Origin of the sequence: Vibrio sp. 1562 (assembly GCF_033340155.1) — a bacterium.
In the GTDB taxonomy this organism is placed as follows: domain Bacteria; phylum Pseudomonadota; class Gammaproteobacteria; order Enterobacterales; family Vibrionaceae; genus Vibrio; species Vibrio alginolyticus.
This window is the reverse complement of the sequence record NZ_JAWOVY010000012.1, coordinates 90,645-112,611: the sequence shown is the minus strand read 5'-3', so window position 1 is coordinate 112,611 and position 21,967 is coordinate 90,645. Positions and strand designations below refer to the sequence as shown.

The following is a 21,967-nucleotide window of genomic DNA, read 5'->3' as shown; positions in this document are numbered from 1 at the left end:
TCTCCAAGAGCTTATAAATTTTATCTGGTACATAGATAGATTGGGATGACCTTGTCCGAACTCAATGCCACCGTTATCCCACTATCATAAATCGAATTCGACTAATTCCTAAATGGGAAAAAGCGACAATACTTATGACAAATAGCGATGAGAGGCACAAAAAGAAGAATAAGCACGATTGGAGGGAGAAGGTGAGAGCATAAAAAAGCGCAACGAGAATATCGTTGCGCTTGAAGATAGCAGTACTGAAGTGCTTACTCTGGCACAATCCAGTCCACTTTCCAGTGGCCAGTTGCTGGTGCGATCGCGTCTTGCAGGAATGGCAGAATCTCTTTCATCTGGCTTTCCAGTTTCCATGGCGGGTTAATCACAATCATGCCGGATGCCGTCATGCCGCGCTCGTTGGTATCTGGTGCAACACCTAACTCGATTTGCAGAATTTTACGAATGCCCAGTGCTTCCAAGCCTTCGATCATATCTTCGATGTCGTGGCGGTTTACCACTGGGTACCAAATCGCGTAGATACCGGTTGCCCAACGTTTATGGCTCTGATGAATCGCTCGCACCACATCGCGGTACTCTTTCGCGAGTTCGTATGGTGGGTCAATCAGCACCAAACCACGACGCTCTTGTGGCGGTAAGCTTGCTTTGAGGCGTTGGAATCCGTCTTCTTTGAAGATGCTCACTTGGCGATCACGATGGAATTCTTGCTCTAACAATGGGTGATCGGCCGGGTGCAACTCGGTCAGCACCATACGATCTTGTGGGCGGATTTGCGCGCGCGCCACACGTGGTGAGCCTGGGTAGTAACGCAGCTTCTCGCCATTGTTGAGCACTTTAATGGCATCGATGTAGCTTTTGATGTCTTCAGGAATGCTTGGGTTATCCCAAATACGTGCGATGCCTTGTTTGTATTCGCCCGTTTTTTCAGACCATTCGTGAGTCAGATCGTAACGGCCCACACCCGAGTGGGTATCGTGATAAACGAATGGCTTATCTTTTTGTTTCAGCGCATCAAGAATGAGGCTTTGAACGATGTGTTTGACCACGTCGGCATGGTTGCCAGCGTGGAAGCTGTGGCGGTAACTTAACAAATTAAACTCTCGAAACACTCTTTGGCTGAGTGTGGTCTGTGATTTTCACTCTATGGCGGTATTATACTCAAGTAACTTAAAGATGTAGAACTTCCAATCAAATCTGTTCCTCTGATAAGGGGACGCTATTGAAATTTCTTTAAGTCACCCACACTTACTATTGGTAATCGAATTGAACTAGGTGAGTTTCTCGCACTCAAAAGGGTGTGAAATCTCATTTAGGTATAACAAGACTCAAGGACAGAGTAGCGCTGGTTGACTATAAGATGGTCATCGCGGCATAGAGAAAGGGAACGGAGCTCCCCCAATCCATGTTGCTGGCTCGTCTGTACATTGAGTTGGCCTATCTACACAAAATAGACAGGCAATCACAGAGTCAAAACACAAAAGGAATTATTCATGTCTAATCCTCTTCTGACGTTTACGGACCTACCTCCGTTTTCTCAAATTAAACCAGAACACATCAAGCCTGCCGTTGAGCAAGCGATTGCTGACTGCCGAGCAAAAATCGATGAAGTTCTACAAGACAACGCTCACCCAACTTGGGACAGTGTGATTGCGCCAATTGAAGAAGCGGATGATCGCTTAAGCCGCATCTGGTCGCCAGTGGGTCACATGAACTCGGTAGTGAACAGCGAAGAGCTACGTGAAGCTTACGAAAGTTGCCTACCAATTTTGTCAGAGTACGGCACTTGGGTTGGTCAGCACAAAGGGTTGTACGAAGCGTACAAAACCATCAAAGCGAGCGAAGAATTTGCAACGTTAACTCGTGCCCAGCAGAAAACCATCACTGATGCACTGCGTGATTTCGAGTTATCAGGCATTGGTTTGCCATCCGATGAGCAGCACCGTTACGGCGAGATCAGCAAACGTATGTCTGAGCTGAGCTCTAAATTCTCTAACAATGTGCTGGATGCCACCATGGGTTGGACCAAGCACATCACAGACGAGAAAGACCTAGCAGGTATGCCAGAATCGGCGCTGGCAGCAGCGAAAGCTGCCGCAGAAGCAAAAGAGTTAGATGGTTACCTCATTACGCTAGATATCCCATCTTACCTACCTGTCATGACGTACTGCGATAACCAAGAGTTGCGTAAAGAAGTGTACGAAGCGTACGTGACGCGCGCTTCTGATCGAGGTCCAAACGCAGGCAAATGGGATAACTCAGAAATCATTACTGAGCAGCTAAAACTGCGCCATGAAATTTCACGTATGCTAGGTTTCAATACTTATAGTGAAAAGTCGTTAGCAACAAAGATGGCTGAAACGCCGGATCAAGTGCTGGGCTTCCTGAATGACCTAGCGACACGAGCGAAACCGCAAGGTGAACGTGAAGTCGAAGAGTTACGTCAGTTTGCGAAAAGTGAGTTTGGTGTTGAAGAGCTGAACGTTTGGGATATCGCTTACTACAGCGAGAAACAAAAGCAGCACCTGTTCCAAATTTCGGATGAAGAACTGCGCCCATACTTCCCAGAGTCAAAAGTCGTGAGCGGTCTGTTTGAAGTGCTAAACCGCGTGTTTGGTATGACCGTTACTGAGCGCGAAGGCGTAGACACTTGGCACGAATCTGTGCGCTTTTTCGATATCTTTGATGCTGAAGGCACACTCCGTGGCAGTTTCTACCTAGATCTCTACGCTCGTGAACACAAACGTGGCGGCGCGTGGATGGATGATTGTCGTGGTCGTCGCGTTACGCTATCTGGCGAGCTGCAAACGCCGGTTGCGTATCTAACGTGTAACTTCAACCGTCCAGTGGGCGACAAACCAGCACTGTTCACGCACGATGAAGTCGTGACGCTATTCCATGAGTTTGGTCATGGAATCCACCACATGTTGACGCAAGTTGATACAGGTGCTGTTTCAGGTATTAATGGCGTGCCTTGGGATGCGGTTGAGCTACCAAGTCAGTTCCTAGAAAACTGGTGTTGGGAAGAGGATGCGCTGGCGTTCATTTCTGGTCACTATGAGACAGGTGAGCCGCTACCTAAAGCGATGCTAGACAAAATGCTCGCAGCGAAAAACTTCCAATCTGCGATGGGTATTTTGCGTCAGCTAGAATTCGGCTTGTTCGACTTCACGCTTCACACCGAATATGACCCTGAAGTGGGTGCGCGTGTACTGGAAACTCTGGCGAAAGTGAAAGAGAAAGTCGCGGTAGTTCCTGCGGTTGAGTGGGCGCGTTTCTCACACAGCTTCGGCCATATTTTTGCTGGTGGCTACAGTGCGGGTTACTACAGCTACCTGTGGGCTGAAGTGCTGTCGTCAGACGCGTATTCTCGCTTTGAAGAAGAAGGCATCTTCAACAAAGAGACGGGTCTAAGCTTCCTGAACAACATCCTAGAAATGGGGGGCAGTGAAGAGCCAATGGAGCTGTTTAAGCGCTTCCGTGGCCGCGAGCCACAAATCGATGCACTGTTGCGCCATTCGGGTATTGCGGCGTAAATTGAGCAAAAAACATCAAGGCCAACCGAACGGTTGGCCTTTTTTGTACATTTTTTATAAAAAATTTTACGGATTTACGTTTCGGTTGATCGGGTTCTGCAACGATATCAATGTCTCCGTGGACTGAACCTCATCAATGGCTTGCAGCTTGTCGATCAGTACAAATTGCAGCTCTTCAATCGATTTGCACATCAATTTGACGAATATGTTATACGCGCCCGTGGTGTAGTAAGCTTCAACGACTTCGTCGAGCGCGTTGAGTTTTTCTAACGCGGAGTGGTAATCACGAGCTGCATTGAGGTTAATACCAATAAAGCAGCACACATCGTAGCCAAGCTTTTTAGTATTGATGATCACCTCCGTTCCTTCGATGATGTCCGCCGACTTCATCTTCTCGATACGCACATGGATAGTGGCAGGGCTGACATCGAACTGCTTTGCCATTTCTGCGTAGGGCGTTCTGGCGTCAGCCATCAGTGTTTTTAATATTGCGCGGTCAAGGTCGTCGAGTTTCGGCAGGCTCGCATTCATACTATGATTTCCGTTAGGGATAGAGTTTTACCTCCCTTTTATACTCATAGCGGATAGGATTCACAAGGTTTGGCAGGAGTAACTGCGGGTTAACTCCGAGCTATGGAGATAATGTGCAGCGTTTTCTGGTTATTGCCGCGCTATGTTGGAGCGCGTTTGCTACGGCCTCAGATCCGAAGGTGTTGGTCGTGCACTCCTATCATCAGGGTTTTTTCTGGACGGACTCCATACAGCGAGGCATCGAGCAACAGCTGGGCGATCGAGCGCTGGACATGCGTGTGCTCTATCTAGACTCGAAACGTAACCAGAGTGAGCAGTTTTTTGCACAACTAAAATCCTTATATCTTACGAAATTACGCAAAGAGCGATTCGATGCCATTTTAGTGAGCGATAACAATGCGCTTGAACTCATGCAGCGTTTAGCCTCAATCATCAAAGACACCCCAGTTATATTTAACGGCATTAATAACTACCATCCTTCTTTACATCGTTCTCTGAATGCAACCGGAGTTATGGAAGATGTCGATTTGGAAGCGAATCTCGCTCTTATTGAGCGCTTACATCCGAACTACACACAAGTTCTCATCGTCAGTGACCACTCGGTGACCGGTGAGGTGTTGCGTTATCAAATCGACAATTTTGTCCTCAAGTTCCCGCAATATCGAGACAAAATCGTACAAGTTGTCCCAGACAGTATCATCGATCTAAAACAACAAGTCGCAAAACTGAGTTCCGATAAAGTCGTCTTGTTCTGGACCTATTACCGAGATAAACAAGGTATGGTTGGCAGCGAGCGTGACTGGGTTGGTGTCAACAAAGTCTCAAACGCGCCGCTGTTTATGGTGCATGACATTGGTTTGGGTCATGGCGCAGTTGGAGGGGTTATTCAAAGTGGTTATCGGCATGGTATTGAGAGCGCAGAGATGCTTGAGTTCGTTTTGGATAACCCTGATCAGCCTCTGCCTGCGGTGAAAAAAAGTGATTCTGAAATAAAGCTCGATTACCAAGCGGTAGCGCGTTGGGGATTGGGGGCTGAACAAGAGGTTTCTGCGGTATTTTTTAATAAGCCAATGAAGCTTTCTGAACGTTTTGCCAAGGAAATTCGCCTGTTTGGTAGCCTGTTTGTGGTGATGTCGGTGGTCATTTTGCTGATGGGTTATTATTTACAGCGGATGCGTCGAAGTGAGAGCGCTGCGCGAGAAAGCCAGGCTATTCTAGAATCGATTTTCGATCAGAGCATGCAGTATATGGGCATTTTGGATGCCAACGGTGTGCTTAAATCGGGCAACGATCACCTTCAATCCTTACTTTATCACCAAGGACTGCGCTTAGACCGACCACTTTGGTTTCACCCCAACTGGAGTGAAAAAGCACAAGCGTTGCTTGAGGAGTATTTCCACGCGCCTCACCATCAAGTGTCGACGTTTGAAGCTGAAATTTGGAGTAAAGAACACGGCGCATTGGTGTTAGAAGTTTCGCTCAAGCCTTTTTCTCAGCAAGTAGGGAATCATAAGCAATACTTGTTTGAAGCGCGCGATATTACCAGTCGTAAATTGATGGAGGACAAGCTCTACCAACGTGAGTCAACCCTACGCAACTATTACGAGCAGCAGCCCGTGATGATGGTGACGCTTGATAGTAATAACCGAATTCAAGAAGTGAATCGATTTGCTCAACTACTTCTTGGCTACAAACCGATGGACATGCTCGGACATCGCCTGAGGGAGTTCTATTTTGATGACAAAGTGCTGTTCCCTCGCCAAGTGTTATTGCAACCCAACCAGCAAGTGCATGGTGTTTGGCGACGTGAAGTCGAGTATCGTCATGCAAATGGTCATCGTGTTTGGGTGCGCGAGAATATTCGTCCGCTGAGTGAATCTGAGCAACTGCTGATTGTGGGCGAAGATATTACCGAAACCAAACTGCTCTCCGAGAAATTGGAATACCAAGCTCGCTATGACTTACTGACGGGGACTTACAACAGAAACCATTTTGAACTAGAGCTTAAGACCGCACTGTGCGAAGTGGACAGCCATCGTCGAGTCCACGCCATGTTGTACCTCGACTTAGATCAACTAAAAGTCCTCAATGATACGGTTGGGCATGATGCAGGTGATGCGGCGATTCAATTCTGCGCCAGTATGCTGGAAGGCGTTCTGCCGTACAATTCCACCTTGGCTCGAATGGGAGGCGATGAGTTTGCGGTGTTACTCAAAGACTGTGACGAATATGGCGCCATCAATATTGCCAAACTGATCATCTCGACACTAAGCGAACACCTCTTTATTTGGGAAGACACACGCCTGTTCATCAGTTGCTCAATTGGTATCCGTATCATCGATCATACCGCTGATACGCCACAAATGGTGCATGCTCAAGCAGACTCTGCTTGTCACGCCGCTAAAGAGCAAGGCCGTAACCGCTATAATCTATTCAGCTTAGATAACGAAGAGTTGCAGCGTCGTCAGATGGAAATGCAGAGCGTCAATTTGGTGCATGAGGCATTGTCGAATCAACGTTTAGAACTGTTTGCTCAACCGATAAAAAGCTTACAAAAGCACGAGACTCAAATGTATTTTGAGATTTTGGTGCGTATTCGCAATGGGTACGGTGATTATGTTTCTCCTGCGCTGTTTATCCCTGCTTCCGAGCGCTACAACATTGCCCATTGGATTGATAAGCAGGTTATTACTCAAACGCTAGAGTGGTTTGAACAGCGTCCTGAGGTGGTTGAACAGCTTGGTCGCTGTTCGATAAACCTTTCAGGTCAATCTATGGGGAATCAAGAGTTTATTGACTTCTTATTGGAGCGATTGGAAAGTTCGACTCTGCCGTGTGAAAAAATCTGCTTAGAAATCACCGAGACAGCGGCGATGAGCAATCTGGATCAAGCCATTGAGCTGTTTACCAAGCTAAAGGCTTTGGGTTGTATGATTGCATTGGATGATTTCGGATCTGGATTGTCTTCATTTGGTTACTTAAAGAAACTTCCTGTCGATATCGTGAAAATTGATGGTCTTTTCGTGCAAGATATCAACGTAAATGAAATGGACCGCGTGATGGTTCGTTCAATCAATGACTTGGCGAAGCAACTAGGTAAAGTGACGGTGGCGGAGTTTGTCGAAAATGACCAGGTTATGCAGCATTTGATAGACCTCGGTGTGGACTACGGTCAAGGCTACGGTATTGGTCATCCTAAGCCGCTTTCTGAGCTAGTGGAGCAACTGACGGTTGTATAACCTCTTCGTAGCAAGCTCAACCTAGCATTAATAGGTAACTTAGGTATACACTCAGCGCCAGTTACCTCGATTTTTATTGGAGCCTCCTTTTGCAACTGCAATTGATCTGTGAAAACCCGTCTCAACAATCTCATCTTGATGAACTCGCTGCGCGTTGGCAGCTTTCTCACACTGACGATAGCGATTTTGCTTTGGTGCTAACCACCGAGCGTTTGGAGCTACGTAAAGTGGATGAGCCAAAGCTGGGGGCAATCTTTGTGGATTTGATTGGTGGTGCGGTAGGTCATCGTCGCAAGTTCGGTGGTGGTAAAGGCCAAGCAATTGCGAAAGCTGCGGGGTTGAACAAAGGGGCAACGCCAACCGTGTTAGACGGCACGGCAGGTCTTGGTCGTGATGCGTTTGTGCTCGCCTCGCTAGGTTGTAAAGTGCAGATGGTCGAGCGTCATCCAGTCGTAGCGGCTTTGTTAGATGATGGCTTGGATCGAGCGAAACAAGACCCAGAAATCGGCACCTGGGTATCTGAGCGCATGTCGCTAATCCATGCTTCTAGCCATGATGCGCTGGAACAATTGGCGCAAGATAAAGACTTTTTCCAGCCAGATGTGGTGTATCTTGACCCGATGTATCCGCACCCAGAAAATAAAAAGAAGTCGGCGCTCGTGAAAAAAGAAATGCGCGTTTTCCAATCGTTGGTTGGCGCCGATTTGGACGCCGATGGTCTGCTAGAACCAGCCATGGCGTTAGCCACAAAGCGTGTAGTAGTTAAACGCCCAGACTATGCTAACTGGCTGAACGAGAAAAAACCGACCATGGCGATTGAAACGAAAAAAAATCGCTTCGATGTCTACGTTAAAGCATCGATGGCATAACTTCCTGACGGCTCAACTTTTCTTGTCATAGTACGGTGTGTCGTGCTGTGACTCAGCCTCTCTTTCCTCGTCTCTATTGATAGTTTTCTCTTGCTAATTCCCTTCCCTGACTGTATATCTAACTAAGAATTATTATTATTTCACTTGTTGTGATGCGGTCGATAACTGGGAAGCTGGAGTAGTAGAATGGCTAAACGTTTATGTAAAATGAGTCGCAAACAGATCGCGGCAGAACTTGGTGATATCCATCGTTTAGTTGTCGCACCAAAATTCGTTTGTCGTTCTTGCGCACGCTCTTCATCGGCCAAAGATACCCTTTGTAAGCCAGCCGCAATTCCTCCACAAAAATGCCAAGACAAGCCATTGAGTGAGCAACAAGCATGTGGCTTATTGGTTGAAGCTCTGCCATCACAAGCGATTCCAGTGACCACTAAACAAAGCAACGAAAAAGCAGCGATTGTGAAGCGTGTTGTTGAGCGCGTGAAAGAGAAAAAACAAGCCAAAAAATCTCCGGAGCCAGTAAGAGCCGACGCATCAGTATGGTTTGATTTAGCGGATAAAAAATCGCTCAAGAAAGCGAAAAAAGCACTGAAAAAGCACTATAAGCAGCAAAAGAAGTTGCTAAAAGTGGCGAAAAAACAACAAAAGTTACTTAAGCGTCAGCGTAAACTGGAAGCGCGTAATGCGAAACTAGAAGTGTTGCTGCCAACGCCACCTAATGCTTTGATAAACGCAATCTCACAAGCCAAAGTGCATTAATCAAACAAAAAACGCTCTCCAGTCGGAGAGCGTTTTTTATTGCTGGAATATTTGTTAGTAGCGATGGCGTTACTTATTGGCGTAGCTCATTTCGACGCGCTTTTTCACCCAGGTTTCGTTAATCCATAGGGATAGCATGATGATCGCACCGCCAATGGCGAGTCGCATGACATCAACATCGCGGTTCCAAATCACAATGTTTACAATCAAGCCCGCCGGAACCAATGCATTGTTCATTACTGCCAGTGCACCTGCGTTCACCATAGTCGCGCCTTTGTTCCAAGCAAAGTAACCAAAACCAGAAGCAATCAACCCAAGGTATGTCAGAATGCCCCATTGCGTTGTAGTGGTTGGTAGTTTGTCGAGGTTACCCATGAGCGCGAAAGCCACGGTTGCTACACAAAGTGCACCTAAGTAGAAGTAGCCAAACACGGTGTGTTGTGGCAAATCGACGGGCTCACTCTCCATGATATATTTGTAGCCCACCTGACCGATGGCAAAGCAGAGGTTTGCTCCTTGTACGACCAAAAAGCCCAGTAGGAAATCTTCATTAATGCCTGCAAATTTAATCCAGGCGGCACCAAATACGGCTATTGCAGCGGTAACTAAGTACCAAGGTGAAAAGCGACCTTTCAAGAAGTCATAGATTAGCGTGACGTAAATGGGTGTGAATACGGTGAACAGCAATACTTCTGGCACGGAAAGGAGCAAAAAAGATTGGTAGTAGAAGCAATACATCAAACCGAGCTGGAAGCCACCGACAGTCATCAGTTTCGCGATTAGGGATTTGCTAACGCCACGGAATTTCAAAAAGGGAATGAAAACCAAACTCGCCAGTGCCACGCGCATGAACACCGAGAACCAAGAATCAACCTGACCGGCGAGGTAAACGCCGATCAGGCTAAATGAGAATGCCCAAAGTAGGGTAACTGCGGATAGATAAGCCATGGATGAGAATCTTTATCAACAACAAATGTGCCCGCAGTCTAACCAAGTTTTATCGTTGCGCCAATCAGTCTTTTAGCGGTACGACCAGCATATCGACTGGTGAGCAGTTAATAAGCTGTCGAGTCGAAGATAGAATCTTGCTCCAGAAATCTTGGTGATGACCACAAACCACCAAATCGATACTGTAGTCTTGAATGGTATCGCACAACTCATTACTCAAATCGCCACTACCGACTAAAGTATGGGCAATTGGGTATTGCGCATATTCTGCGAAGTTTGCCAATTGTGTGCGCGATGCTTCCATTGCTTGATGTTGCGCTTCTGCCATATTGATATCGATAAGCCCAGTGTAGAGTTCTGCGTAGTTCACGTCGATGTGAATAAAAGAGACTTTCGCATCCAGAGGTTTAGCCAGTGATACGGCTTTCTTAATCAACACTTTACTGTCGTCTGAAAGGTCGACTGCCACAAGTATGTGTTTGTAACTCATATTGCTATCTCCTTGTAAGGTCATAGTTTTAGATTAGCACCAACCCCAAAAAAAATTTGCTGAAGTGATCTCATATCGGTGCCGTAGGTACAAAGTCTTGTCTCAGTAATCATGTTATAGTGGCGTTATACCCAAGTGACTTTGATATGCTGAAATAAGCGTAGTGTTACTGACTGGAGTTGAAGTGAAACTTCGCCGTGTCTGCCAGACCAAGCTATTCTCGCAGCGTCATTTATTTCGAGGTTACTTGGGTATATTGCATGCACAATAATAGGAGTTAACATGCTGTCTCAAACTATGGTCGAACAATTGAATGAGCAAATTAACCTAGAATTTTTCTCATCCAATCTATACTTACAAATGAGTGCTTGGTGTGAAGACAAAGGTTTTGAAGGTGCGGCTGAATTTTTACGCGCTCACGCCGTAGAAGAAATGGAGCACATGCAACGCCTATTCACTTACGTGAGTGAAACTGGCTCAATGCCAATCTTAGGCGCTATTGATGCGCCAAAGCATGACTTTGCGAGCCTAGGTGACGTTTTTCGCGAGACATTTGAACATGAGCAAATGATCACGGAAAAAATCAACAAACTGGCGCACGTTGCATTTACTAGCCAAGACTACTCAACGTTTAACTTCCTACAGTGGTACGTGTCAGAACAGCACGAAGAAGAGAAGTTGTTTAAAGGGATTTTAGATAAGATCGAACTGGTAGGTGAAGACGGTAAAGCGTTGTTCTTCATCGACAAAGATCTAGCACAAATGGCGAAAGAAGGTTCATCTTCAATCATGGATGCTCCAGCTGCGTAAACGCGTTTTGGGACGTTGTAAGTAGCGGGTAAAGACGAAGTCTTGGTCGTCTTTTTCTTTTGAGCATTGTTGAAGATGTAGGGAGGAAAAGATGATCAGTGGAGACACAATCTTATTTGCGCTAATGGTGGTAACTGGAGTTAATATGATCCGGTATCTCACCGCTCTTCGTTCTCTAATTTATATCATGCGTGAAGCGCATCCGCTGTTATATCAGCAAGTTGATGGTAATGGTTTTTTTACTACTCATGGAAATGTCACCAAGCAGGTGAGGTTGTATCACTACATTAAAAGTAAAGAATATCATCATCACCACGATGAAATTTTTACTGGTAAGTGTGAAAGAGTGCGTGAATTGTTTGTTCTATCGACCGCGTTGCTCGGCGTGACGCTACTTGCGGCCTTCATTCTCTAAGAGTCAATAATCCAGAAGTTGTTCTGTCTGAGATTTTGCGGACATACAGAGCGCTTAGAGTTTAAGCGCTTTTCCCTTTCGGTATTTGTCGGTAGAATGTCGCGCCTAGAAAGCAAGGATGTGCAATGTGCACATCCTTTTTTATTTTGATTCGATACCAATCAGTCTAAGAGCTACCGATGAGTAAGAAATTTGATGTTGTTGTAATTGGCGCAGGCGCAGCAGGTTTAATGTGTGCTGCAGAAGCAGGCAAGCGAGGCCGCCGTGTTTTGGTGCTCGATCATGCTAAAAAGCCAGGACGTAAAATCCTTATCTCGGGCGGTGGTCGTTGTAACTTCACTAACTACGACGTTTCAGCTAATCACTATTTGTGTCAAAACCCGCACTTTGTTAAGTCGGCGCTCTCCCAATACACTAACTGGGATTTCATCTCGATGGTGTGTAAACATGGCATTGAGTTCGAAGAGCGTGATCACGGCCAGTTGTTTTGTGTCGATGCATTTACGGCCAAAGATATCGTGAAGATGTTGTTAGCTGAGTGTGACATGCCGAACATCGAGCAGCGTTACCAATGCGATGTTCATTCGATTGAAAAAATTGATGAAGGCTTTCGTTTGCATGCTGGTACTGAGATTGTCGAATGTGAGTCTTTAGTTATCGCAACAGGTGGTTTGTCGATGCCAAAACTGGGGGCGACACCATTTGGTTATAAAGTCGCGGAACAATTTGGTCTTCGAGTTATCCCAACCACGGCAGGTCTTGTACCATTTACTCTGCATAAAGAAGACAAAGAAGACTTTGCTGAGTTATCCGGTATCGCGGTACCTGCGGAAATTACGGCTGAAGATGGCACCATGTTCAAAGAAGCCCTGTTGTTCACACATCGTGGGTTATCTGGTCCAGCAGTGTTACAGATTTCTTCATTCTGGCGGGCCGGACAAAAGGTGTTGATCAATCTTGTGCCAAACGATGATGTTGCTGAGTTATTAGAACGCAGTCGTGAGAAGCATCCAAATCAGTCACTCAAGAATACGCTTGCCAAAGTGCTGCCTAAGCGTCTGGTTGAAGTCTTAATTGAACGTAAAGAGCTAGTCGATAAACCGCTAAAACAGTTCAATCAAAAGGAGCTTGCGGCGATTGTGGAGCGCCTAGAGCATTGGGATATCGCCCCGAATGGCACTGAAGGCTACCGAACTGCGGAAGTGACACTCGGCGGTGTCGATACTGATCACTTATCCTCGAAAACCATGGAATGCAAAGACATTAAAGGGCTTTATTTTATTGGTGAGGTGATGGATGTGACTGGTTGGCTAGGGGGCTACAATTTTCAGTGGTGCTGGTCGAGCGGCTTTGTTGCGGGGCAGTGGGTTTAATCAAACACCAAACGCAGCCTAACTGCATAAAAGATAAGATACAAAAAGAGCACTGAATAAAAGTCAGTGCTCTTTTTGTATTCCCATAGCGAGTTACTCGTCTTGATACTTTTCGAGTTTGTTATAGAGCGTTTTCACGCTAATGCCTAACTCCTGCGCTGATTCCGTTTTATTGCCTTGATTCTCTTCAAGGGTATTGAGAATGGCGGCTTTTTCTAGCTCTTCTAGCGAAACGCCCGCCGGAACAAGGTCTTCGATGCTGGTGCCTGTTTCCAATGGTGGTGTGTCGAAGATAAGGTGTTCATCTCGGATGGTGTCATCAGCCAAAATAAATGCACGCTCGATCGTGTGTTTGAGCTCACGGACATTACCTGGCCAGTCGTGTGCAGCGATTTTTTGGATCGCAGAGTCAAGAATCGTTTTGGTTTTTGCCTCATTGGCGTTGCGGTGCGCGATAAAGTGCTTGGCCAGACCGACGATATCACCGCCTCGTTCTCGCAGTGGCGGTATCGTTAATGGGAAATGCGATAAGCGGAAAAACAGATCTTCACGCAGGAACTGCTCCTCAATGGCGATTTTAGGATCACGGTTTGTAGCAGCAATGATGCGAGTATTAGCGATATGAACCGTATTACTGCCAACTGGGCGATACTCTCCGGTTTCTAGCACCCGTAATAGCTTCACTTGATGCTCGATAGGCATCTCGGTGATTTCATCTAAAAATAGGGTGCCGCCCTCTGCCTGCTTAAATACACCTTGGTGAGTTTTATTTGCTCCGGTAAAAGCGCCTTTCTCATGGCCAAACAGTTCACTATCAACCAATTCAGGGCTAATGGCACCACAGTTAATCGCTATAAAGGGCTGTTGTTTACGCTCACTCGCTAAGTGGATGGTCTGCGCCACCAGTTCTTTGCCTGATCCACTTTCACCGACAATAAGGACGTTGGCTTCTGTTTTAGCAACGCGCCTGATCATACGATAGAGCTGATGCATCGGAGAGGAAGAGCCGACCAAAAGACCAAATTGGTCAAGATCGCTGGTGGACACTTTACGCCCTTGATCTTGTTTGTGTTGATAGTACTGGCTGACTTCGCTCAGGGTGTCCGTCAGAATGGCAATATCAACGGGCTTTCTGTAGTGAAAAATAGCACCCAAGTTCATCAGCTTATCCAAGTTCTCGTTTGGAGCGCCTGAGCTAATGATGATCAAGTCCATATCGTAGATGTCTTCGATATTAGAAAGACGTTGATAATCTGCACTAGTAAAGTGGGCGACTTCAACAATCGCAACTTCCGGTTTGAGTTGTAGGAAATCTTCAATCCATTGGTCTGCGGCATCGATGTCATGCAGACGAAATTTGTTCAGTTCCTGGCAAGAAGCGATGGCATTTTTAAGTGATGGATCTTGTATTCTTAGAAACAGGCTTGGCATCGACATAGAAATGTCCTCTTTACTATGACAGAAACAATGTACGTGGATTATTCTCACTTCACAAGACAAAATATTGTCAGCATAGATTTAAGGATTTGTTCGGTATTTTTATGTTGTTAGCCCCTTTTTGATATATATCGGTGAGAGCCATCAGTAGATATTTCCTTTTGTTCAGATTTTTATTTTTTAAATAATAATTTTGCTATTAATTGATTCTGGAGAAATAGCCTTTCTGTTTTATCAGGTTATTTCGGCACAAGTGACGGAGGCTTGTCACCGATTAAAAATTACATTTTTTACGTGTAAATAATTCATGCTTATACTTTATTGCTCATCTCATTTTTACCTCTTTTCTTTATTAGTTAATTAAAAACAATAAGTTATAAAGTTGGCACATGGTTTGCTCCTAGGGAAGTGCAACGTCAATAAAGGAGAATTACCATGAATAACATCGCAGCTAAAATTGTACTTACGTCAGTTCTTGCTACTTCATCTACAGCAGTCTTAGCGAGTGATAAATGGGAAAAAGAATCCATGGACGCTTGGCTAGATGGTAAAGCTGAAACCACACTACTGCTAAACAGCAATCTCAACTCTTTTGATATCAATACCGATGTTGAGAATCAGGTCGTTACCCTTTCTGGTTCGGTAAACAATGATCTTGAAAAATCACTTGCCGAAGAGCTTGTTACTGGTCTTGATGGTGTGAAAAAAGTAAACAACGAATTGTCAGTAGTGAATGAAGGCAAGAAAGAAACTGATTCAGAAGCTTTAGCTACACTGACCGATTCTAAAATCACGACTATAGTTAAAACGCGCCTACTAATGGATACCAATGTGAGTGGTACGGATATTGATGTAACGACAGAACGCAAAACGGTAACGTTGGCAGGTAAAGTTAATTCAGATGCGGAGCATGATCTTGCAATTTCAATTGCAAATAACACCAATGACGTAAATAAGGTGATTGATAAGCTAGAAGTGGTTCAATAATAGCGAGCCGAGTGATTTAACCCACTTTTATTAGGAGGTAACACTATGGTTCGTTGGATGTTTATTTTTCTGGCACTGGCACTAATTTCTGCACTATTAGGCTTTACTGGTATTGCAGGAGCTGCTGCCTCTATCGCGCAAGTGATATTTTACCTATTCCTATTGTCATTAATTGTATCAATAGTGATTGTTCTGCTAGGAAGAAAAAACGTAAATAGATAGGAGATTCCATGCAACTTACGTCATTTATTTACCGTATCGCCGCAGTATTCGGTTTGGTGTTTGCGTTGGCAGCTTGTAGTGAAGAAGGGCCAATGGAACAGGCCGGCAAAAAGATAGATGAAGCCGCCGAAGAAACCCAAAATGCGATTGAAGATGAATGTGAAAACATTAAAGAAAATCTAAACGCTGAAGACCAAGACTGTTAGCCGAATCAGGTTAGGTTTTTTACGCATAGCTATGTAAGAGAGGGGCGGTCAATCACCGCCCTTCCTTTTGTCCCAATTGTTTACAATCAGATAAGGAGTCAAAGATGAAAAACATATTTGATGTACTGAAAGAGAGTCATGAAAAGCAGCGCCTTTTACTCGATGCTCTGATGGAAACGTCTGGAGATTCCCCCGCTCGTGAAGAGTTTTACCACAACCTTAAAGAGGAACTCGAACAGCACGCAGCGGCAGAAGAGCGATTTTTCTACGCGCCTTTAATAGATAGCGATAAGACCATTGATCTCACTCGCCATGGCATCGCAGAGCATCATGAAATTGATAAAGTGATTGCACAGCTTGATGCAACCGATATGAGCTCGCCAGCGTGGCTCAACCTAATGAAAACCTTGCGTCACAAAGTGTTGCACCATCTTGAGGAAGAAGAACAGCGTTTCTTCCAGTTAGCCGGCAAAGTAATGACCGATAAGCAGAAAATGAAACTAGCGGATGGTTATGTTGAAGAGATGGCAAGCTAGGTAGAGTGTTGGACCTTTTCGTGCCATTTCGGCACGGGAAGGCACTCAATCAAGGCGTTTACTCAAGTTCATGTATCCAAGCTCAATCCCCCGCGTATTCTAACTTCCACTAAAAAGTGCACTCGCTGAAGGCAAGGAGAGCGAATGTTTATCATCAAATATTATATTCTTGGCGCTCTGATCAGTTTATTGGCCGCTATATATACGCCTCAAATTATCGTTAGTTTGCTGTTCTTGTGGATATCTCTTTCTTTAGCGTTGGTCAGCGTAGCCTACGTATTCGACATTCCCTCTATTTTTAGAAAAAACCAAGATGGCAAGATTGTCAGGTGGATTCGCTGGGCATTCATCCCATTTCTATTGGGGGCTAGAGCGTATAACGCCTGGGAAAGACGGCGTGATACAGTGCCTCCAATCCAAAAAGTCAGCGACAATTTATACCTATCTCGCCGTTTGTTTCAGAGTGACTTAGATTTTCTCGAATCCAATGAAATCTCTTGTATTGTCGATGTCACCGCAGAATTTGCAGGCCTTGAAAGTGCGATGACCGACAAGCAGTTTCATTACCTTTCGATTCCGGTACTCGACCACAAAGCCCCGACGCTAGAGCGCCTTCGCCATGCGATTAACTGGATTGATACTCAAATCTCGTGCTCGCGGGCAGTGGTTGTGCATTGTGCGTTAGGGCGTGGTCGTTCAGTGTTTGTTGTGGCGGCGTATTTACTGAGCAAAGACCCGTCACTGACGGTTGAATCCGTGATGAAAAAAATCAATGACGTACGCAGTACCGCGAGATTGAATAAATTACAGATTAGGACGTTACGAGCGATCAGTGAAAAAGGCGTACTGGGGCTGGATCAATCCACTTGGATGGTGGTTAACCCTGTTGCAGGTGGCGGCAAATGGGAGGAAAACGAACAGCACTTGATTCGTGAACTAACCAAAAAATATCGCTTGAGTATTCATCAAACCACCACAAACCTCAGCGCCGAGCAGCTAACACAACAGGCAAAAGAAAGTGGAGCTAAGCAAATCATCGTAGCTGGTGGCGATGGCACAGTAACAGAGGTGGCGAGCCAATTGGTGGATACCGACCTCAAACTCGGTATTGTTCCGCTCGGAACTGCCAATGCGTTATGTCATGTGCTCTATGGCGTTGGCGCAAAATTCTCACCAGTCGAAAAAGCGTGTGAAGCGTTGCTTGGCGGACACTGCCAACGTATTGATACTGCGGAATGTAATCAGCGGCTTATTTTATTGGTCTTAGGCATTGGGCTAGAACAGAAAATGATCGAGCACGCTCAGCGAGAAGAGAAAAATGTTTTTGGACAACTCGCTTACCTCACCGGCTTTTTTAATGCTGTAGTGGCGGAAGAAACGCAAGCTTTAACCGTTTCGTTAGATGCTCCAACTGGAGATGGAAACCACGACAATAATACACAAACGCTTGAAGTCCATAGTTTTGTCGTTGCGAATATCGCTCCATTTAGTACGTTGCTTGCCCAAGGTGGTGATGCGCCGCAGCCTGATGATGGCAAGCTGCATATCACATATTTAGATCACACCGAGTCTTTAGGCGGACGTCTTATCGCATTGTCGGATCTGACATTAACGAGCGTAGGCGCACAGGAAGAATCGACACATTTTCAATACGCGACGGCTCAGAGCGTCACTATTTCTGCGAATAAACCGATTGAGTATGTGATTGATGGTGAACTGTATTCTGATGAGCAACTGGCAATCAAGCTGCGTCCAAAGTCATTGAACGTATTTGTTCCAAGCCAGAGACGTAAATCAGCTTCGCTTTAACACAGATAATCCGCGGATAACGCGCCATTTGCTTCGTATTCTACATGGCGCTTTTTCTGTGTTGTTTGATGATTTGGTGTGCGTCGTAAAAAGGCTATTAAGGTCGCTGCGTAGATGCAGCGGCTTTTTTCTATCTGCACCTTTTACTAGGTTGATTGGGGATGTGGTTTAAACAAAGTGAAAGAAAGAAGGGCGAGTACAATTACTCACCCTGAGGTAAGTGCTTTTCAATTTCATCGTTTTCAACTTGTAAAGCAGCTAACCAATAAGAAACAAGTGCGGTTAAGTTGGTGTCGTCAATGGCTCTAAGCAGGGCTTTTAAATCATCTAACAGTAGTTTATTCATAAAATGCATTTCTTTGTAATTGCCTAACTCGGCAACGCCGTATTCGGTGGCATTTTCTGCAATGAATTGTTCACCGTCTTGATCGAAGAACAGCTTCGCCATCTTTTTGATCATCACTTTTTCTATTTTCACGAATCGATATGCCGCTCTTGCGAGTGTCATATGTGATTGCGGGTTAACGAGAGGCAAACACGTTTGGCGATGGTGTGTCATTTTTACGAGTAGCTCCCTTACTCGATTGTTATCCAATGTCATAGTGACCTCTTTATTTATGACTATTGTCGTGGGACATTTCTCGTGATGGTTATGTTAATGCGCCTGTGGGCTTGTCAGAAATGGCCAAAGCAAGTTGGCCATTTCTTTGCTCAATACTGAGCTTTATTGCAAAGGCGACCACCAAGTTTTAGCTAATAAGGCTGATGCTGCTGAGTTTTTCTTTGCAGCTTTTTATATCGCTACGAACTTTCAGCAGAACCGAGTTATCCGCCTGCTCTGGGTGGGAAGTAATCAAATTCTCAATCTCTTTGAGTACCTTGCTTTCGACACCTTCAAGCTGTTCTAAATACATAGACTCTTTGTCAGAGGACACTTCCTTCATCACGTCGCTGTAGACCTCACGCGCCTTGATGGTGTAGGAAACCGGAGTGTCGTCGGCAGATTCTTCATTGTTACTTGCTAGAGAGTAGGGAGTGAGCTCAATGACTGCACGCTCACGTACTCTGAGCAGTTCTACCAACACATTATTCAAAGAAGTGTTGTCGATGTTCTCGATGGCCTTGTTGTAAATTTCATTTCCGCTTTCGATAAGCTCAATGATTGAGGCGATGTTTTCATTTTTCATATGCCACTCCTTATTTACTGGTGATAGGGGTGTTTGAGCGTATGGAATACAAACACGATGTTTCGTCTTCAGTTGCAGGTTGTATGCCAATGAACTTTAAGTCTTATTAATCAGTGACTTAATATCTTGTTTTGCAATAACTTGCTAACAGTCGGTAAGGCGCTAAGAAAAAATTACAAGAATGGCGGGGAAAGCCTGGAAAGAATTACACGTACAGATACGGCTTTTTATCAAAATAAAAATAAAATCAATAAAAAACAATAACTTAAAATTCTGGCATGGATATGGCTTTGTAGGGAGTAAGTGAGGTCAAACATTGTTTCACTTGATTCACTATTCAACTCATTAATGGAGGCTAGTTATGGCTACTACAAAAGAAAGCACAGTAAAACCTCAAGAGCAGTTAGAAGAAGCATATCACTTAGCGGAACAAGCCACGACGGAAGCCGTTGGCGCGATGAAAGACCAAGCCAAAGAGAAGCTGGATGTAGGTGCACAGCAAGTTCAGCAGGCGACTAAGTCGGCAGAAAATGTAATCAAGGAGCGCCCATTGCTGAGCATAGGCTGTGCCTTCCTTGCTGGTTGGGCGGTTTCGAAGCTGATCAAATAATAGTGGTCATCAAGGATTAAGCCACACAACAGAAAGGCGAGGCTTCACATGAATAACTCAGGGCAAGTTACCAATCAGCAATCAGGCTCGGCGGCTTCAGACAGCGGCCGAGCCCCTGATGGGGCAGAAGAACAGGATATCCAACAAACCATTAATGGTTTGAGCAGCATTCTTGCGCAATTGGACCAACTGACGAAATCGCTAAAAGCATGGTCAGGTTCAACGTTGGATTTGTTCCTCTTGGAGATGAAAGTTAACGTGTCCGCAGTGCGTCAGATTTTGCTGTGTACCGTTGTTTTTACCCTATTGTCGGTATTGTTCGTATTCAGTTTGTGCCTTGCCTCTGGGGTGGTGGCTTATCAGTTAACTGCCAACGTATATGTTGCCGTGGGTGTATTTATCACATCATTAGGCTTGGCATTATTTGCTTTAGCCTGGTGGCAGAAGCGTTTAGTTGGATTTCTTGGATTCAAAAATACGACAGAACAATTACAGGAGGGGTGGGATGCGCTCGCTACAAAAGCTCAACCGAGCCATGCGGATCAAGCGGATGGAAGGTAAAGCGTCTCTAGAGCAATGCTGTTTGTCGATGGAAATGTTCACGTTTACCACCAAGAAGTTTGTGAGAGAAAACCCTTGGACGACATTAGGCATTAGTGCTGTCGTTGCCGTTACCGCTGCAAAAGCAGGTCGATTGTCTCGACTGACTTCTTCTATTTCGTCAATGGGGCTATTGGTTAGCAGCGTGTCTGATATTACCGATTCGCTCACAAAGCCGGTCGCGGCAGCTTCTCTGGATGAGTCAGATGCGGAGCAAAATGGAAATGCAGCAACACAAAACAAATAAGCAACGCTGCGACGACAGAGGGCGAACCACTCTAATAGCGGATTTCACCGCAAAATTTTCTTACCGATTCTGAGCTTATTATGACAGCGAAATTGAACATTCCTGCCAACACTGCGATTGGTGCAACGCTTCTCGTCCTGTTACTCGTCCCAGGGCTGTATTTTGCCAAGCCAATATTGTTACCTATTGTACTTAGCACCTTTATTTCTCTGCTGTGCAGTCCTTTCATTAATTATCTTGAAGACAAAGGCTTACCACGTGCTATTACCGTCGTGTTGACACTGTCATTCCTCGTTGGCGCCTCAATTATTGGTCTTGCCGCCATGTCGGAGCCCGCCAAGCAATGGTGGTCTGAGCTGCCCAGTATCGTGAAAAATGTGTCGCAAGAAGTAAGTGAAGTTACTAAAGCTTCGGCTGATCACCTTAATACTCCATTGAATATCGCCAATGATATGAGTATGGATGAGGTCGGGAACAACACCGTCTTTTCTTTGGTAAAAACGCTCGCGACCACTACGCCGACGATTTTGACACAAGCGATGATCGTGCTGTTTATGGTTTACTTTATGCTCAATCATGGACGAAGCTTATTTCGAAAGTCAGTGTCTTACTTACATGGGTTTGCCAAGCAGCGCCAAGCGATTGAACTGGTCAAAGCACTACAGAAAGACCTATCTCGATACATTGGCACTATCACGTTGGTGAATGCGGGACTTGGGTTGAGTGTTGGGGCGGTGTTTTTTGTTTTAGGCCTTGAGGACCCGTTCTTGTGGGGCGCGTTTGCTGGCGTGATGAATTTTGCGCCGTATCTCGGCCCAGTCATCTCCATGGTGAGTTTCGGTTTTGTGGCTTATCTGCAGTTGGAGTCGGTCAGTTTTATGCTGACGGTGGTGTCTATCTATTTACTGCTCAATTTGATTGAAAGTCAGTTTGTTACACCAACACTATTGGGGAAAAGGTTTAACTTAAACCCGTTAGTGATTTTTGTTTGGCTTGTTTTTTGGGGCTGGCTTTGGGGCGGAATGGGACTATTGATCGGTGTGCCGTTGCTGGTTTGTATCAATATTTTGGTTGATCGTCTAGAGCTATGCCAATCAACCCAAAATCAAGCAAAACAAATCACCTCCGCGGACGTGGCACCGCGAGAGTGACTTGA

Annotated in this window: 23 protein-coding genes; 16 read left to right on the top strand and 7 right to left on the bottom strand. The window is 45.4% G+C overall.

Annotated features, from left to right (window positions below; all coding sequences use genetic code 11):
- Nucleotides 1-254: 254 nt before the first annotated feature.
- The gene (locus R7Z49_RS14260; protein WP_005379158.1) at nt 255-1,094 is read right to left on the bottom strand and encodes a 23S rRNA (adenine(2030)-N(6))-methyltransferase RlmJ; all 840 of its coding nucleotides are present in this window, start codon (nt 1,092-1,094) and stop codon (nt 255-257) included.
- A gap of 399 nt (nt 1,095-1,493) precedes the next feature.
- On the opposite strand from R7Z49_RS14260, the gene prlC reads away from it, so the two are divergent.
- Nucleotides 1,494-3,536, top strand: coding sequence for an oligopeptidase A (gene prlC, locus R7Z49_RS14255; RefSeq protein ID WP_017635033.1), 2,043 nt, complete (start codon nt 1,494-1,496; stop codon nt 3,534-3,536).
- 66 nt (nt 3,537-3,602) lie between these two features.
- Here the strand turns inward: prlC and asnC are convergent, their stop codons facing one another.
- Nucleotides 3,603-4,067 (bottom strand): transcriptional regulator AsnC, encoded by a 465-nt coding sequence (gene asnC / locus R7Z49_RS14250; RefSeq protein ID WP_005389595.1) that lies wholly within the window; start codon nt 4,065-4,067, stop codon nt 3,603-3,605.
- 113 nt (nt 4,068-4,180) lie between these two features.
- Here asnC and R7Z49_RS14245 point away from each other — a divergent pair, with 113 nt between their 5' ends.
- The 3 genes from R7Z49_RS14245 to R7Z49_RS14235 all read left to right on the top strand — a co-directional run bounded on the left by R7Z49_RS14245 (nt 4,181) and on the right by R7Z49_RS14235 (nt 8,934).
- Nucleotides 4,181-7,306, top strand: coding sequence for an EAL domain-containing protein (locus R7Z49_RS14245; protein ID WP_318111762.1), 3,126 nt, complete (start codon nt 4,181-4,183; stop codon nt 7,304-7,306).
- A gap of 89 nt (nt 7,307-7,395) precedes the next feature.
- Entirely contained in the window at nt 7,396-8,175 is a 780-nt protein-coding gene (locus R7Z49_RS14240; RefSeq protein WP_132937278.1) for a class I SAM-dependent methyltransferase, read from the top strand.
- A gap of 186 nt (nt 8,176-8,361) precedes the next feature.
- Nucleotides 8,362-8,934, top strand: a complete 573-nt coding sequence (locus R7Z49_RS14235; protein ID WP_132937279.1) for a hypothetical protein — start codon at nt 8,362-8,364, stop codon at nt 8,932-8,934.
- 69 nt (nt 8,935-9,003) lie between these two features.
- On the opposite strand, the gene R7Z49_RS14230 is transcribed toward R7Z49_RS14235, so the two are convergent.
- Both R7Z49_RS14230 and uspA read right to left on the bottom strand, forming a co-directional pair.
- Nucleotides 9,004-9,882 carry a carboxylate/amino acid/amine transporter gene (locus R7Z49_RS14230; RefSeq protein WP_025768287.1) on the bottom strand — a complete coding sequence of 293 codons (879 nt, stop codon included), beginning with the start codon at nt 9,880-9,882 and terminating at the stop codon, nt 9,004-9,006.
- Nucleotides 9,883-9,946: 64 nt separating this feature from the next.
- A complete protein-coding gene (gene uspA, locus R7Z49_RS14225) occupies nt 9,947-10,372 on the bottom strand; it encodes a universal stress protein UspA (RefSeq protein ID WP_005379165.1) in 426 nt (141 codons plus the stop codon).
- A gap of 282 nt (nt 10,373-10,654) precedes the next feature.
- Here uspA and ftnA point away from each other — a divergent pair, with 282 nt between their 5' ends.
- The 3 genes from ftnA to R7Z49_RS14210 all read left to right on the top strand — a co-directional run bounded on the left by ftnA (nt 10,655) and on the right by R7Z49_RS14210 (nt 12,970).
- Nucleotides 10,655-11,182, top strand: a complete 528-nt coding sequence (gene ftnA / locus R7Z49_RS14220; protein ID WP_005379167.1) for a non-heme ferritin — start codon at nt 10,655-10,657, stop codon at nt 11,180-11,182.
- Nucleotides 11,183-11,273: 91 nt separating this feature from the next.
- Complete coding sequence (gene uspB, locus R7Z49_RS14215) at nt 11,274-11,597, top strand: universal stress protein UspB (RefSeq protein WP_005382937.1); 324 nt, start codon at nt 11,274-11,276, stop codon at nt 11,595-11,597.
- 179 nt (nt 11,598-11,776) lie between these two features.
- On the top strand, nt 11,777-12,970 hold the full coding sequence (locus tag R7Z49_RS14210; protein WP_005382944.1) for an NAD(P)/FAD-dependent oxidoreductase: 1,194 nt from the start codon (nt 11,777-11,779) through the stop codon (nt 12,968-12,970).
- A gap of 93 nt (nt 12,971-13,063) precedes the next feature.
- Here the strand turns inward: R7Z49_RS14210 and R7Z49_RS14205 are convergent, their stop codons facing one another.
- Nucleotides 13,064-14,407, bottom strand: a complete 1,344-nt coding sequence (locus R7Z49_RS14205) for a sigma-54 interaction domain-containing protein (RefSeq protein WP_005382945.1) — start codon at nt 14,405-14,407, stop codon at nt 13,064-13,066.
- 435 nt (nt 14,408-14,842) lie between these two features.
- On the opposite strand from R7Z49_RS14205, the gene R7Z49_RS14200 reads away from it, so the two are divergent.
- From R7Z49_RS14200 to R7Z49_RS14180, 5 genes are all read left to right on the top strand, one after another.
- Nucleotides 14,843-15,394: a BON domain-containing protein gene (locus R7Z49_RS14200; RefSeq protein WP_005379174.1), complete on the top strand. Its 552-nt coding sequence runs from the start codon at nt 14,843-14,845 to the stop codon at nt 15,392-15,394.
- A gap of 45 nt (nt 15,395-15,439) precedes the next feature.
- Entirely contained in the window at nt 15,440-15,616 is a 177-nt protein-coding gene (locus R7Z49_RS14195; RefSeq protein ID WP_005379177.1) for a DUF1328 family protein, read from the top strand.
- A gap of 8 nt (nt 15,617-15,624) precedes the next feature.
- Entirely contained in the window at nt 15,625-15,822 is a 198-nt protein-coding gene (locus tag R7Z49_RS14190; protein WP_005394413.1) for a hypothetical protein, read from the top strand.
- A gap of 104 nt (nt 15,823-15,926) precedes the next feature.
- On the top strand, nt 15,927-16,358 hold the full coding sequence (locus tag R7Z49_RS14185; RefSeq protein ID WP_005379185.1) for a hemerythrin domain-containing protein: 432 nt from the start codon (nt 15,927-15,929) through the stop codon (nt 16,356-16,358).
- Nucleotides 16,359-16,502: 144 nt separating this feature from the next.
- Nucleotides 16,503-18,167 carry a diacylglycerol kinase family protein gene (locus tag R7Z49_RS14180; protein WP_186584552.1) on the top strand — a complete coding sequence of 555 codons (1,665 nt, stop codon included), beginning with the start codon at nt 16,503-16,505 and terminating at the stop codon, nt 18,165-18,167.
- Between the two features lie 202 nt (nt 18,168-18,369).
- Here R7Z49_RS14180 and R7Z49_RS14175 read toward each other — a convergent pair whose 3' ends face one another.
- Both R7Z49_RS14175 and R7Z49_RS14170 read right to left on the bottom strand, forming a co-directional pair.
- Nucleotides 18,370-18,768, bottom strand: coding sequence for a hypothetical protein (locus R7Z49_RS14175; protein WP_005379193.1), 399 nt, complete (start codon nt 18,766-18,768; stop codon nt 18,370-18,372).
- 148 nt (nt 18,769-18,916) lie between these two features.
- The gene (locus R7Z49_RS14170; RefSeq protein WP_005379194.1) at nt 18,917-19,354 is read right to left on the bottom strand and encodes a DUF2383 domain-containing protein; all 438 of its coding nucleotides are present in this window, start codon (nt 19,352-19,354) and stop codon (nt 18,917-18,919) included.
- Between the two features lie 361 nt (nt 19,355-19,715).
- Here R7Z49_RS14170 and R7Z49_RS14165 point away from each other — a divergent pair, with 361 nt between their 5' ends.
- From R7Z49_RS14165 to R7Z49_RS14150, 4 genes are all read left to right on the top strand, one after another.
- The gene (locus tag R7Z49_RS14165; RefSeq protein WP_005379196.1) at nt 19,716-19,964 is read left to right on the top strand and encodes a hypothetical protein; all 249 of its coding nucleotides are present in this window, start codon (nt 19,716-19,718) and stop codon (nt 19,962-19,964) included.
- A gap of 48 nt (nt 19,965-20,012) precedes the next feature.
- A complete protein-coding gene (locus R7Z49_RS14160; protein ID WP_318111759.1) occupies nt 20,013-20,525 on the top strand; it encodes a phage holin family protein in 513 nt (170 codons plus the stop codon).
- Nucleotides 20,515-20,811, top strand: a complete 297-nt coding sequence (locus tag R7Z49_RS14155) for a glycine zipper domain-containing protein (RefSeq protein WP_053349761.1) — start codon at nt 20,515-20,517, stop codon at nt 20,809-20,811. The genes R7Z49_RS14160 and R7Z49_RS14155 overlap by 11 nt, the downstream gene beginning before the upstream one ends.
- Nucleotides 20,812-20,891: 80 nt before the next feature.
- Nucleotides 20,892-21,962 (top strand): AI-2E family transporter, encoded by a 1,071-nt coding sequence (locus R7Z49_RS14150; RefSeq protein WP_005379202.1) that lies wholly within the window; start codon nt 20,892-20,894, stop codon nt 21,960-21,962.
- Nucleotides 21,963-21,967 lie beyond the last annotated feature (5 nt).